This window comes from Luteimonas qiangzhengi, from assembly GCF_039548515.1.
Classification (GTDB): Bacteria; Pseudomonadota; Gammaproteobacteria; order Xanthomonadales; family Xanthomonadaceae; genus Luteimonas.
In genome coordinates this window covers 36,029-49,445 of sequence record NZ_JBCLVE010000015.1, presented here as the reverse complement: position 1 = coordinate 49,445, position 13,417 = coordinate 36,029, and the positions used below count along the sequence as shown (strand labels likewise).

Below are 13,417 nucleotides of genomic sequence, written 5' to 3'. Positions count from 1 at the left end.
CAACGCCGGCGGCCGGACCCGGGCCGATCCGGACCGGGTTGCGGCGTGGCTTGGCGTGGCATGACGCTACAGGTCGCGGACCAGCCATGCGCCGTGGGGCTGGTCGAATTCCGGGTCCAGCGCCGCCTGGGCCACCTGCGCCGGGGATTTGCCCGCCTTCCATGCCGCCGCCAGCGCAGCGAGGCGCTCGCGGGTGGCCCGGGTGTAGGCGCCTTCCAGCTCGTTCTGCACGTCGGCGGCGATCTTCTGCGGGTACAGGGTGCGGGCCTCCTCGCTGTGGTTGAGCAGTTCGATCAGCCGCTCCAGACTGGTATGGAAGGTTTCCGCGCCCAGCGGCATGCGCTGGGTGCGCTGCAGGTGCCAGACCGTCAGGTACTCCACCGGGCCAAGCAGGCGCCGCGGCGTGGCCCCGAAAAAATGCCCGCTGAGGCCGCCGGCCGCAAACGGATTGACCGTGTCGGGCAGTCCGGTCGCGCCCCAGGAACTGAGCGCCCCGCCGGGCAGGTCCATGCGCCGCAGGGCCGTGCCCAGGGTCTCGGCCAACAGTCGCTTGGCGCGCTCATCGTCGCTTTCCGCCACTACGCCCAGCAGTCGCAGAAACATCGGGTAGGAGTCTTCCCCCAGGCGCCGGGCCAGCCGCTTGAGCACGGTCAGGCGGTACTCGGGATCGCTGTGCGCGGCCAGGGTCGACACCAGCCGGTCGGCGGCGGCGCGCAGGGCGGCAGGTTCGGGGGCGGGGATGTTCATGGTTGTTGGCGGCGCAAGGCGGCCGGCAATGCCGGATCCTCAGCGCTGGAAATGCTGCTGCAGAAAGGGTGGTCAGGGTATCGCGGCGCAGCGCAGTGGTGCGACCGGAGGCGCCCGGGCAGGAAACAGGAAAACCGGTCAGGCGGCGCCGAGTGCGGCGAAGATCGCGTCCACGCCCTGGTCGGCAGCGGCCGAGAGGTCGGCGTGGCCGAGCGCGGCTTCAAAAGCGCCATCACCGGGCAGCATGCGGCTGCCTTCACCTTCGCCTTCCCAGGCTGCAGCCTGCAGCACCAGTTCGCCGGCATCGACATCGGACTGGGCGGTGCCCGGATCACGCGGCGCCTCGACCCGTTCCAGTCCAGCCTGCTGTCGTGCGTGCAGATCGTCCAGCGCAACCTGATTCCCCAGGCCGCCAAGGCCGGTGAGGTTGAGGTGCGGATTGGAGCCGATGCTGCTCATGACTGTGCGGGAAATCCTGGAAGTGGGGGCTGGAAGCGTGGGGGGCGGCGACCGTCTTTCGGGGGTCGGGATCCAATGTATTGCGCTGCAGGTCCGGTGTCACCTCGGGGCGACCCTAGGTTGCAGCACCTGTTTTGCCCTGTTCAGGCGCACGGCGGAGCGGACGGCAATGCGGTCGCGCGGGCATGCTAGCCTCCGGCACGGTACCGGGGCAAATGCAGGCGTAACGGATGTCCGACAAGGGCGACAGCGGCGACAAGACCGAAAAACCGACTCCGAAAAAAATCCGGGACTCGCGCAAGGAAGGCGATGTCGCCAAGAGCAAGGACCTGACCAGCACCGTGCTGGTGATGGGTTGGGTGGCCGGAGGCTGGATGCTGATGGGCCTCATGGGCCGGCGGATCGCTGATCTGTTCGATCAGTCGCTCGGAGCGGTGACGCTGCCGTTCTTCCAGATGCTGCCGCAGCTGGGCTGGCTGGCGTTGACGACCCTGTTGTGGATGGTGCTGCCACTGATGCTGCTGGCGGTCACGCTGGGCGTGCTGATCGAGTTCCTGCAGGTGGGCCCGATCGCCACCATGAAGAAGATGGCGCCCAAGGTGGACAAGCTCAATCCGGTCGAGGGCATCAAGAAGATGTTCTCGATGGACAACCTGATCGAACTGATCAAGTCGGTGATCAAGTGCGCGGCGATGATCGCGATCGGCTACGTGGTGCTCAAGGGCATGATCGAGCGGCTGATGCTGCTGCCGCACGGCGACCCGGCGGGCATGGCCGCCGCGGTGTGGCACGGGATCAAGTGGATCATGCTGTGGACGGTGGTGGTGTTCTTCTTCGTCTCGGCCCTGGACGTGTGGTACCAGAAGTTTTCCTACACCAAGAAGCTGCGCATGAGCCGGCGCGACATCAAGCGTGAGGTGAAGGACAACGAAGGCGACCCCTACGTGAAGCAGCGGCGCAAGCAGTTGCATCAGGAGTGGGCGCAGCAGAATATGCTTGGATCCGTGCGCAAATCGAACGTGGTCGTGACCAACCCCACCCACATCGCCGTGGCCCTGCAGTACGAGCAGGGTGAAACCGACCTTCCCGTGGTGGTTGCCAAGGGCGAAGGTCACATGGCCGAGATGATCAAGCAGGCTGCGGAGGAGGCGGGCGTGCCGATCCTGCAGAACGTGCCGCTGGCACGCGGGCTGAATGAAAAGGTCGAGCTGGATGACTACATCAGCGACGAGTTCTTCGACGCGGTGGCCGAAGTGCTGTTCTGGGCCGAGGGCGTGCGCCGCGGCGATCCGGGAGGCAGCGATACCGGCGCGGCCGGTGCGGGCGCCCCGACGGACTGACGTTCGTAACGGGCGCGGCGGGCGCGGCCAACGCCGCCAGGCTCAGCCGCCGAAGGTCCGCCGCAGCAGTTCCACCAGTCCGTCGCTCGACGCCAGCCGCTCCAGCAATACTTCCACATAGACCCCAAGCAGCAGCAGGATGATCGCAGTGGCCAGCCAGGCCTTGATTGGCAGGGTCAGGGCGAACACGTTGAGCTGTGGCGCAAACCGGTTCATCAGTCCGAACGACAGGTCGATCACCAGCAGGATCACCATCACCGGCGCAGCCAGCACAACCAGCGTGCTCATGAACCAGCCGAAGTGGCTGACGAACAGATTGATCCCGGCGCGCTCAAGATCGGGGAAAAAGGACGTCGGCGGCCAGATGGCATAGCTGTCCATCAGCAGCCCCAGGAAGATCATGAAGGCGCCGCTGGCCATGAACAGCCATGCCGCAAATTCGGACAGGAACTGTCCGTGCAGGGTCACCTGGTGGCCTTGGATCGGGTCGAACGCCTGGGCCATGCCCATGCCGACCTGGTTGTCGATCACCGTACCGGCGGCGGAAAACGCCCAGAACACCAGCCCGAACAGATAGCCGATCGCCAGGCCGATGAACAGCTCCTTGAGCACCATCATCGGCCACTGCAGCGAGCTGGTGGTCGCGCCGGGCGCGGCGGCCATCGCCACCGGCAGGGCCACGATCGCCAGGCTGACCAGAAAGCTGTTGCGCACCATGGCCGGCATGTTCGACTGGGTGATCAGCGGCAGCATGATGAACGCACCGATGATGCGCGGCAGCGTCAGTCCCAGCGCGAGCATGGTCTCGCTGAGCGAGCCGAACGGGTTCACTGCCGGTTGTCCCTCACCAGGCCCGGGAACGAAGTGAAGATGTGCTCGGTGAAGGTGTACATGCTTCCGCCAATCATCGAAGCGGTCACGAACAGCGCCAGCACGATGGTCAGGAACTTCAGCGCGTAGGCGAACGTCTGCTCCTGCAGCTGGGTGGCCGCCTGCAGGAAGGCCACCAGCAGGCCGACCACGGCCGCAGCAGCGATCGGCGGTCCCGACAGGACCAGCACCAGCCACAGGGACTGGCGGGTCAGTTCCAGCATTTCAGCCATGGTGGCCTTCTCCGGCGGTGGTGCGGATTACGGTCATGTCATCGCGTAGGTCAGCACCAGGCCATGCACCAGCTTGGCCCAGCCGTCCACCAGCACGAACAGCAGCAGCTTGAACGGCAGCGAGACGATGGTGGGTGACATCATCATCATGCCCAGCGCCAGCAGGATGTTGGCCACCACCAGATCGATGATGAGGAAGGGCAGGAAGATCAGGAAGCCGATCTGGAACGCCGCCGTCAGCTCGCTCACCGTGAACGCGGGAATCACCACGATGAAGTCGTTGATCGTCAGCGACGGGTGGTATTCCTCACGCATCAGGCGCTTGGCATTGTTGAGGAAAAACTGGCGCTCGGTGCGGTGCGAGTGATCGATCAGGAACGTGCGCAGCGGTTCCTTGCCGGCCTCGGCCAGGGCCAGCAGGTAGTTCGCGTCGATGCCGTCGGCCGGAGGGCCGGTGGCGGTTGGCGGTGGCGGGGCAATGATCACCCGCGGCGCGCTTGGATCCTGTGCTGCCAGCGCCTGCGGGTCCTCGCCCGGGTCCTGGCCCACGCCTCCGGTCACGTTGCGGAACAGCTCGCCGCGTTCGGGTTCGGTCGCCGCGCGGGCTTCCGCCTGTAGCGCATCGGCGGCAGCCGGACTGGCGGGCGTGCCCGCGGCCGCGTCGGAACCCTCGGTAGCCGCATCGCGCATGGCCTGGATTTCGCGCTGGGCCATTGCCGCCTGCTCCGCCTGGCGTGCCTCGATATGCGCCTGCACCGTGGGCGGGGGCGGCCGGCCCTCCATGTGTGCGGTGATCGCCGCGTGGGTATCCAGGATCACCGGATACATCACATAGATCGACAGTACGATCGCCAAGCCGTTGATGACCACGTTCGGTGGCACCTGCTGCAGCCCGAGCGCGTTGCGCAGCAGACTCAGCACCACCACCATCTTGGTGAAGGAGGTCACCATCACCGCCACGAACGGCGCCAGCGCCAGGCTGACGACGACCAGCAGTACCAGTGCCGGGGAGTAATTGCTGAAGTCCATCGTTTCGGCCTACTTCCAGGACAACAGGCGTACGCCGAGGGTGTCGCCGACCGAAACCAGCTCGCCCTGCCCGACCGCCTCACCGTTGGCGCGGATGGTCACATTGGCACCTTCCAGCTGCGCGGGGACCGGGAACACATAGCCCGGCTGCAGCTCGGCCAGCTTGCCTACCGGCATTTCCAGGCGGCCGATCTCAAACACCACCTGGGCCGGCAGCCCGCGCACGGCGGCCTCCGGATCCGGCGGTGGCGCCGCGGCCTCGCCCTGGTCGCCGTCTGCTACGGCTTCGGAAGGGGTGTCGGTCATGGTGGAATCCTCATGCATGCGTGGAATGGGTTGCGCCGGGCCCTCGATGCGCCAGCCGGCGCCGGTCGGGGCGAGCGGCCAGGATTGGCCGCAGGCATGGGCCTGGAAAGCCGGCCGGCGTCCGCCGCGGCCAACCACGAACACCGCGCCCGGCGTGAGGCCCGCCCAGTCGGCCGGGGTCAGCGGCGGGATGGCGAATTGCAGCGACACCGAAGCCGGGATTTTGCTCCAGCGCCCCAGGCGTGGCGGCGTCTGGCCTTCGAACGGCGGCTCGGCGCGGGTCAGCAGCCGCGGCAGCCATTCGGCGGGCAGGCGCAGCGAACCGTGCAGGCCCGGAGCGCGGCGCGCGGCGTCGGGATCCTCCGCCGGAGGCTCGTCATCGATCAGGAAGTCGAGCCACAGCGCGGCGTCGACCGGATCCTCTCCGGCGTCGGATTCCAGCAGCGGGGTCAGGGCCACGCCCAGCGCCTCGCTCAGGCGCATCAGCTGGTTTTCGTGGGCCAGGCTCCAGGCCAGGATCCGCGAGGATCCGCTGAAATCGCTCCAGTGCAGGCCTTCGCCGATGGCTGCCGCCGTGGCCTGCAGGCGCACGCCGATGCGCGTGCCTTCGGCATCCAGCTCGAAGATTTCGTCCGCGGCGCCGGACCGGCCGGGCATGAACATGACCAGACCGTGGTCGGCCAGCAGCCAGCTGTGCGGGGCGGAGAAAAAAGTCCGCAACGCCTGCGCGTGTGCGGGCGGCACGACCGGGATGCGGCCGCGCAGTGGTGCCGGTGCGGAAGCGGCGGATACAACCTTCACAGTCTCAGGCATGCCCCAGGGCCACCTTCATCAGTTCGGGCAGCGAGCGTACCCCGAGTTTGTTCATCATGTTCGACCGGTGCAGTTCCACTGTCTTGATGCTGATGCCGAGGATGTCGGCGATGATCTTGTTGGGTTTGCTGGCCACCACCAGGTCCAGCACCTGGCGCTCGCGCGGGCTGAGCTTTTCCAGGACCTGCTGATTGATGAAGCCATCGGCACGGCTGCGGGCGTTGGCAAGCGCGGCCCCAATCGCCTCCATCAGGGTGTCGTCACTGAACGGTTTTTCAAGGAAGTTGGCCGCGCCCTTGCGGATTGCCTCCACTGCCAGCGGCACATCGCCGTGGGCGGTGACGAACACCAGCGGCAGGGTGCTGCCGCGGTGGATCAGTTCATCCTGCAGCTGCAGACCGCTCATCCGTGGCATGCGGATATCCGACACCAGACAGGCTTCGCCGGTTGGTCGGCCGGCATCATAGGCCGCCAGGAACTCCGCGCCCGAGGCGTATGCCTGGACCTTGAAGTCGGCCGTTTCCAGCAGCCATGCGGTGGATTCCCTGAAGCCGTCGTTGTCGTCAACCAGGTACACCAGGACCTGTCCCATCTCATGTCCTCCCTTCGGCGCGCGGCAGGGTAAAGCCGAAGATGCTGCCGCCGCTGTCGCGTGGTTCGAAGAACAGCCGTCCTTCGTGATATTCGATGATCGACCGGCAGATCGCCAAGCCGATTCCCAGGCCGTCCGACTTGGTGGTGTAGAACGGCGAGAACAGCTGTGCGCTCTGCGCAGGGCTCATGCCGTGGCCCCGATCGCACACCCGTACCTCGATCTCACCGTCCAGGTTCACCCGACCCTCGATGCGCAGCTCGCGTTCTGCAGCGTCGACCTCGCGCATGGCCTCGATCGCATTCTTCACCAGGTTCAGCAGCACCTGCTCGATCATCACCTTGTCGGCGTAGACGTCGGGCAGGGTGGCGGCGAGCGCTACTTCGATGTCCAGCTGCTGGCGTTCGGCCTCCAGACGCAGGAGTTCGAGCACGGTTTCGGCGATGGCGGCCAGGCTGTGGACGTCGCGCCGCGGCTCGCGCGCACGGACGAATTCGCGCACCCGGGCGATGACCGCAGCCGCGTGCTCGGCCTGGGTGCGTGCGGCTATCAGGGCGCGCTCCACCTGCGCCGGCCCGCCGGCCTTATCAACCAGTCGCAGGCTGCCGTTGAGATAGTTCACGATGGCCGCCAGCGGCTGGTTGAGCTCGTGGGCGAGGGTCGCGGCCATCTCTCCCACCGACATCAGTCGCGAGGTGAACAGCAGTTTTTCCTGACGGCTCTTGTGCGAGTCCAGCGTTTCGATCTGCTCGCTGATGTCGACCGCGGTCAGCAGGACGAGGGCCTGCCCCTGCTGGTCAACGTCGCGCCAGTACAGCGAGTACCAGCGGCCGTTGTGCGGGGCCCGCACCTCGCGGCCGGCATCCACGTCGATCTCGCTGGCGCGCAGTGAATCGAGCAGCCCGGCGCGGCGGTCGTGGCCTGAAAGGGCGCCGAATTCACGCCGGTACAGATCATTTGCAGCCTGCAGCCGGCCGTCGCTACGGTCGAAGGCGGCGCAGGCGAACGGCACTGCCTGCAGCAGCGACTCCAACCCTGTGACCAAGGCCGTCCCTGCTTTCGCGGGGGCCGTTTCGATGGTCGTCATCGGCGCTTACCGGCCCGCCCCGCCGGCCGTTCCACGTCGCTGCCAATGGGATACCCTGCTGCCGCGTCCCTCGCGCTCCCCCCTTTCATTCCCTACGCCCCCTTTGCCGCCATGTCACATAGATTGCTTCGCCGCCGTGCAGCCAGCGTGATTGTCTTCGCCGCGCTGGTCCTCGCCCCCGGTCTTGTCATGGCAGCGGCCGCGCCCCTGGCGAGCGCGCCGGCGCCGTCGTATCTGCGTGAGCTGATGGGAATCGTGGTGCCGCTGGGGTTCATGATTCTTGCCCTGCTCCTGGTGCTGCGCCTCATGCGCCGCCGCTACGGTTTGACGGGCAGCAAAGCCCGTCTTTCAGTCCTGCAGATCCTGCCGGTGGGGCCGCGTGAACGCGTCGTGCTGCTCCAGACCCGTGCCGGGCGCGTGCTGGCCATCGGGGTGAGCGCGCAGTCGGTGAATCTGATCACACGCCTGGAACAGGACGATGTGACCATCGATCCAGATTCCGAAGAATCCGGGTCGGCACCTGCCGCACGAACGGCGAAGTCTCCACTAGATCGACTGCTGCGGCGTTAAGCCTCCGTGATTCATTTGCGTAACGGGATGCGCGTCACAGTTCGTGCATGTCCTCCCGCCCAGAACGCCATTCGTGTTGACTGAAACATCTTCTTTACGCTCCGTACACTTTACACAGCTATCGTAAGTTGGCACAAAGTGACACATGAGGTCAGGGGTGGAGCAGAAGCGATGTCGGTTGCAGCGGAACGTGCGGAGACTCTCCGCAGATCGGGTGCCCGGCATGGCAGACGCCCCAGTCCTGGTTGACGCCGCAGACTGCGGCTACAGGGGGAGGTAGGTAATGCGGGCGCTGATTGGAAACCTGTTCGCCGCGCCGGCGGGCTCGGCGCAACGCGGACGGCTGGGCTACAGCGATGTGTTCCTGGCCTTCGGCGCGGTGCTGATCATCGCGGTGATGATCCTGCCGCTGCCGCTGGTTCTGATCGACTCGCTGGTGGCCGTCAACATCTCCATCGGCTTCGGCCTGCTGCTGCTGGGCATCTACATTCCCAGCCCTGTCGCGTTCTCCAGCTTCCCCAGCGTGCTGCTGCTGACCACGCTGTTCCGGCTGGCCATCTCGGTCGCCATCACCCGCTCGATCCTGCTCAACGCCGAAGGCGGCCACATCGTGGAGACCTTCGGCGCGCTGGTGGCGGGGGGCAACCTGGTGGTCGGCATGGTGGTGTTCCTGATCATCACTGTGGTCCAGTTCATCGTCATCGCCAAGGGTGCCGAGCGCGTGGCGGAAGTGGCCGCCCGATTCACCCTGGATGCGATGCCCGGCAAGCAGCTGTCGATCGATTCGGACCTGCGTGCCGGCCTGCTCGACAAGGACGAGGCGCGCAGCAAGCGTCGCCTGCTGGAGACCGAAAGCCAGCTGTACGGCAGCCTTGATGGCGCGATGAAATTCGTAAAGGGCGATGCCATCTGCGGCATCGTCATCATCATCATCAACCTGCTCGGCGGCCTGGCCATCGGCGTGCTGCAGAAGGACATGAGCCTGGGCGAAGCGACCCGGGTCTACTCGATCCTGACCATCGGCGATGGCCTGGTCTCGCAGATTCCGGCGATCCTCGGCACGATCGCCGCCGGTCTGGTGGTGACCCGCACGACCAGCGACGTGGACGACAAGCACCTGGGCGAGGCCATCACCCGCCAGATCACCAAGCAGCCGCGGGTGCTGCTGATCACCGCCATTCTCGCGTTCCTCATGATGCTGGTGCCGGGCTTTCCGAAGCTGGTGTTCGCGGTGCTGAGCCTGGTTCTTTTCGCTGCGGCGGGCTGGCAGTACCGCTACCAGTTCGAAACGCTGCGCAAGCTGTTCCGGGTCAGCGACGAGGATCTGGCGATCAGCCAGGTCACCGAGCAGAGCGATGACATGGCGCCGCCGGCGCCGCTGCAGCTGGACATCTCGCCGTCCATTGCCGTCGCGTTCGGGCAGGAGCCGGTGCGTACCCGCATGGGTGAGATCGCCCGGCGCCAGCGCGAGGAGTACGGCGTGCCGGTGCCCACCCCGGTGCTGCGGATTACCGCGGGCCTGGAGGACGGCGAATACAGGCTGACTGCCTTTGGTGCGCGCCTGGCATCGGGGCGTTTGCAGCTTGAAGACGGGCTGCGTCCGGCCCGTCCGGGCGCGGCGGATGCGCGCCTGACGGGCTTCTTCCCGCCGGTGTCGGGTGAGTGGACCAGCGAGCCTTCCGAGGATGCAAAGCCGCCGCTCGAGGTCATGGTGGACCACTGCCGTGGCGCATTGCAGCGCCGGCTGGGCGGCTTCCTTGGCATCCAGGAAACCTCCAACCTGTTCGGCCGCATGCAGCGCGACTATCCGGACCTGGTCAAGGAAATGCTGCGCGTGGTCGCCCCCCAGCGAGTGGCCGATGTACTGCGCCGGCTGGCCGAGGAAGGCGTGCCGATCCGCAACCTGCGTGACGCCTTCGAGGCCATCACCGATGTGGGTGGGCGCGAGAAGGATGTGGTGCTGCTGACCGAATATGTGCGGGTTGCATTGAAGCGCGAAATCGCCGACCGCTATTCAGACAGCGACCGGAATTTGCACGTACTGTTGATCCACCCCGAGCTGGAAGACAAGCTGCGTCAATCCGTCAGGGTTGCCGGCGGCGCCAGCCAACTGGCCATCTCTCCCGAGCTGGCCGCGCGTCTTGGCAATGAAGTGCGTGCCCATCTGGGACGCATGGCCCAGGACGTCCGCCCGGTGTTGTTGTGCTCGCTCGACGTGCGCCGACACCTGCGAAAACTGATGGAAGTGGATTTTTTCGAGCTGCCGGTGCTCTCCTACCAGGAGCTGGCAGCGGATCTTCGCATCGTTCAATCGGGGCAGATCAATGCGTGACCAGTCCGTTCCGGAAATTGCCGGAGCCCGCGCTTTGATGCGAAGTGTCGGAAGGTGGTGCAGGGAGGTACTTGATGTCTGAGCCGGACGCCAACGTTTCAGCACAGGAGAGCCGCAGGCTGCTGCGGATCATCTCCGGGCTGCACGCAGGAGCGAGCCGGGAGCTGGCCGAGCGCGAGATGATCCTGGTCGGCAGCGGCGACGATTGCGACATCGTCCTGGCCGATGAGGGCGTTGCCCGGCACCACGCCCTGATCAGCGTAATTGACGGCCACGGCCAGCTGCGCGCGCTGGATGCGCCGCTGCAGCTGGAGGGCCGCGTGCTGCATCCCGGCGACCCGGTCGCCATGGACCGGCTGCAGCGGGTCGGACTGGGTGAAGCCGCGCTGGCCTTTGGCGAAGAAGACGACCCCGCGTGGCTGGCGCTGGCCCCCGATGGCGATCAGCCCAGTGCTTCGCGGGCACGCAGGATCTCCGAACCCTTCACCCGCCGGCTGCCGATGATTGCCGCCATCGCGGTGCTGTGCCTGGCCGCATTGGCCACGTTTGTCGCGGTGGTGCCCTCCTCCGAGCCGGAAGTGGATCCCGAGCAGCGCCTGAAGGCGATGGCGCTCGAGTTCAGCGTGTCCGGGCGGAAGATCGAGACGGACGTCAACGGGCGTCCGGTGCTGTCCGGCATGGTGGTGGATAACTCCGTGCGCCAGCGGATGCAGCAGATGATCGTTGACGAGGGACTCGACGCCGGGCTGATGCTGACCACCGGCGCGGACCTGGCTTCGGACGTTGCCGAGGTGCTGCGCGGTGGTGGCTATCCCGGCAACGCCCGTTATCTGGGCCGGGGTGAGGTGGAGGTCACCGGTTACTACGAGGATGAAGCCGCCTTCCATGCGTTTATCGATACCGATGCCATGCGCAACACCGGCGTGCGCCGGGTCGCACTGATCAACCGTGCTGCACCAGCGCCTGAAAAGGCGTCTCCAGAAGATGCGCCGGCGGTCCGGATCGTGGCCTACGAGCGGGGCGATGATCCGCATCTTCTTGACGAGCACGGCAACGAGTACCGGGTGGGCATGTTCATCCCCGGCGAAGGCGCGCTGGCGTCACTGGGAAATCACGCGTTCGCCACTACCGGTGACGGCACGATCCGCAAGATCACCATCCGCCCGCTGGCTGCCGAAGAGAAGGAAGCAGCTTCTGCCCCGGCGGCAGGCGGTGGATCGGCGGGAGTATCCGCCGCGGCTTCGCGCTCGCACGCCTGGGCGATGGAGCAGGCGCGTGCGGCGGGAGGTCGCCAATGAACATTCCAGGAAAGGAATCTCCAGGAAAGGAATCGCAGTACGGTCCGGGATGCCGGACCATCCAGCAGTCTCAATCCATAGCAGAAGGAGCAGCATGATGAGCGTCGACAATTCCGCCCTGAACAACTTCATCGGGCACGCCACATTCAACAACGGTCCGGCCGCAAACGGTGGTCGCGGCAGCGCGTCTTCCAGCAGCGGCAGCAGCTGGTATGAAGCGATGTCCCGCGCCTGGGGCCAGGCCCTCGACGGCCAGGCGGCACAGATCACCGAGATGTCGGCAGAGATCCGCACCGGCGGTGACCAGCCATCCAACATGGTCCAGCTCACAGCGGCCAGCCTGAAGATGCAGTTCATGTCCAACAACGCCGCGACCTCGCAGAACGCGACCGGTCAGGCGCTGGAAACCCTGGGCAAGCGCCAGTAACGGAACGTTTCCACGAACGTCTCCAAGAATGTCTCCACGGGAGAGTTGAAATGATTGAAGCCATCCAGGCTGCGGGTATTGAAGCGACCACCGGCGCAGCCGGCGGCGCCAGTGCCGGATCCGCGGCCCAACCCCAGGCGTCAGCCACCGAGGTCCGTGACTTCGCCCAGGCGCAGGATCGTGTTTCCGGCCCCGGCCAGACGCAGCAGGCGTCTGGAGCCGAAGCCGTATCGGGACCTGCCCAGGCAGAGCCTTCGCAGGGCACGCGCATGCTGATCTCGGCATTCGACGGCCTCAACGGCGGAGCGAAGAAGATCGCCGATCTTTCGCACAGCATGGCTGAGGCATCCACGGTGGGTGACCTCACCCCCAGCCAGATGCTGGAAATGACCATGAGCACGCACCAGTTCCTGTTCCAGTCGCAGCTGACAGCGAACGTGGCCAACCGTACGTCCGATGGCGTGCAGCAGCTGTTCCGCCAGCAGTCCTGACGGCAATGACGGGGGAGCAACAATGATCGCGACGACAACCGGGACCGTAAACGGAAAATGGATGCGGATCGCGGTGGTGCTGGTGGCCAGCCTGATGCTGGCTGCCTGCAGCCGCGTGACCCTCAACGACGGTCTGGACGAGCGTCAGGCCAACCGCGTGCTGGGCGTGCTGCTGGCCAACGGGATCAAGGCGGAAAAGCGCACTTCGATCGCCAGTGACAGCGGCTACCAGGTGCGGGTCGGACAGGGTGATTTCGCCCTCGCCATGCAGATCCTCGAAGCGCGTGGCCTGCCGGGAGAAAGCTTCCAGTCAACCACCTGCGAGGTGTTCCAGCGACAGGGGTTCGTGTCGTCGGCGACCGAGCAGCGTGGCCAGGAACAGTGTGGTCTGCAGCAGGACCTGTCGCGGACCCTGTCTTCGTATGCGGGCGTCGCCCATGCCCGGGTCCATATCGCCATGCCCGAGCGTGATCCGGTGCTTGGCAAGGTTGGGCTGGCATCGGCGTCAGTCGTGGTGTTCGAGCAGGCGGGGGCCAATGTCCGCAACGAGGAACACAACTTCAAGGTGCTGGTGAAAGACGCGGTTCCGGGGTTGGAGAACATCAACCACGTGACCATCAAATTCAACACGCTGCCGGCTCCGACTGATCTGGCAGCACAGGGCCGCGCGCAGCCGGTGATGTCGGCGATGAGCCCGGTGACCCTGGGTATCGTGGCCGGAGTGATCGCACTGCTTGCGCTGGCCATGGCGTTTGGCAACCGACTGCGTGCGCGGCTGAAGGGACCGGCCAAGCCCGACGACCGGATCTGGAAGGGGTGACCC

Annotated in this window: 15 protein-coding genes; 7 read left to right on the top strand and 8 right to left on the bottom strand. The window is 66.0% G+C overall.

The window, feature by feature from the left end:
* Positions 1-66 precede the first annotated feature (66 nt).
* Entirely contained in the window at positions 67-747 is a 681-nt protein-coding gene (locus WCE59_RS12120) for a hypothetical protein (RefSeq protein ID WP_343259036.1), read from the bottom strand.
* A gap of 138 nt (positions 748-885) precedes the next feature.
* Complete coding sequence (locus tag WCE59_RS12115; RefSeq protein ID WP_343259035.1) at positions 886-1,206, bottom strand: hypothetical protein; 321 nt, start codon at positions 1,204-1,206, stop codon at positions 886-888.
* Between the two features lie 230 nt (positions 1,207-1,436).
* Here WCE59_RS12115 and sctU point away from each other — a divergent pair, with 230 nt between their 5' ends.
* Complete coding sequence (gene sctU, locus WCE59_RS12110) at positions 1,437-2,546, top strand: type III secretion system export apparatus subunit SctU (RefSeq protein WP_343259034.1); 1,110 nt, start codon at positions 1,437-1,439, stop codon at positions 2,544-2,546.
* 42 nt (positions 2,547-2,588) lie between these two features.
* Here sctU and sctT read toward each other — a convergent pair whose 3' ends face one another.
* The 6 genes from sctT to WCE59_RS12080 are packed head-to-tail and all read right to left on the bottom strand — an operon-like array spanning position 2,589 to position 7,434.
* Positions 2,589-3,377 carry a type III secretion system export apparatus subunit SctT gene (gene sctT / locus WCE59_RS12105; protein ID WP_343259033.1) on the bottom strand — a complete coding sequence of 263 codons (789 nt, stop codon included), beginning with the start codon at positions 3,375-3,377 and terminating at the stop codon, positions 2,589-2,591.
* Complete coding sequence (gene sctS / locus WCE59_RS12100) at positions 3,374-3,649, bottom strand: type III secretion system export apparatus subunit SctS (RefSeq protein WP_343259032.1); 276 nt, start codon at positions 3,647-3,649, stop codon at positions 3,374-3,376. The genes sctT and sctS overlap by 4 nt, the downstream gene beginning before the upstream one ends.
* A 33-nt stretch (positions 3,650-3,682) precedes the next feature.
* Complete coding sequence (locus tag WCE59_RS12095) at positions 3,683-4,678, bottom strand: EscR/YscR/HrcR family type III secretion system export apparatus protein (RefSeq protein ID WP_343259031.1); 996 nt, start codon at positions 4,676-4,678, stop codon at positions 3,683-3,685.
* Between the two features lie 9 nt (positions 4,679-4,687).
* Positions 4,688-5,797: a type III secretion system cytoplasmic ring protein SctQ gene (sctQ, locus tag WCE59_RS12090; protein ID WP_343259030.1), complete on the bottom strand. Its 1,110-nt coding sequence runs from the start codon at positions 5,795-5,797 to the stop codon at positions 4,688-4,690.
* Positions 5,790-6,389 carry a response regulator transcription factor gene (locus WCE59_RS12085; RefSeq protein WP_343259029.1) on the bottom strand — a complete coding sequence of 200 codons (600 nt, stop codon included), beginning with the start codon at positions 6,387-6,389 and terminating at the stop codon, positions 5,790-5,792. Before WCE59_RS12085 ends, sctQ begins: the two co-directional genes overlap by 8 nt.
* A 1-nt stretch (position 6,390) precedes the next feature.
* Positions 6,391-7,434: a sensor histidine kinase gene (locus tag WCE59_RS12080; protein ID WP_343259028.1), complete on the bottom strand. Its 1,044-nt coding sequence runs from the start codon at positions 7,432-7,434 to the stop codon at positions 6,391-6,393.
* Positions 7,435-7,623: 189 nt separating this feature from the next.
* Between WCE59_RS12080 and WCE59_RS12075 the strand changes: the two genes are divergently transcribed.
* The 6 genes from WCE59_RS12075 (at position 7,624) to WCE59_RS12050 (ending at position 13,414) form a co-directional block, all read left to right on the top strand.
* On the top strand, positions 7,624-8,046 hold the full coding sequence (locus WCE59_RS12075) for a flagellar biosynthetic protein FliO (protein WP_343259027.1): 423 nt from the start codon (positions 7,624-7,626) through the stop codon (positions 8,044-8,046).
* 283 nt (positions 8,047-8,329) lie between these two features.
* A complete protein-coding gene (locus tag WCE59_RS12070; protein ID WP_343259026.1) occupies positions 8,330-10,378 on the top strand; it encodes a flagellar biosynthesis protein FlhA in 2,049 nt (682 codons plus the stop codon).
* Between the two features lie 74 nt (positions 10,379-10,452).
* The gene (locus WCE59_RS12065; protein ID WP_343259025.1) at positions 10,453-11,676 is read left to right on the top strand and encodes an FHA domain-containing protein; all 1,224 of its coding nucleotides are present in this window, start codon (positions 10,453-10,455) and stop codon (positions 11,674-11,676) included.
* Positions 11,677-11,773: 97 nt separating this feature from the next.
* Positions 11,774-12,103 carry a hypothetical protein gene (locus WCE59_RS12060; protein WP_343259024.1) on the top strand — a complete coding sequence of 110 codons (330 nt, stop codon included), beginning with the start codon at positions 11,774-11,776 and terminating at the stop codon, positions 12,101-12,103.
* A 50-nt stretch (positions 12,104-12,153) separates the two neighbouring features.
* Entirely contained in the window at positions 12,154-12,594 is a 441-nt protein-coding gene (locus WCE59_RS12055) for a hypothetical protein (protein WP_343259023.1), read from the top strand.
* 61 nt (positions 12,595-12,655) lie between these two features.
* Entirely contained in the window at positions 12,656-13,414 is a 759-nt protein-coding gene (locus WCE59_RS12050) for a hypothetical protein (RefSeq protein ID WP_343259022.1), read from the top strand.
* Positions 13,415-13,417: the final 3 nt, after the last annotated feature.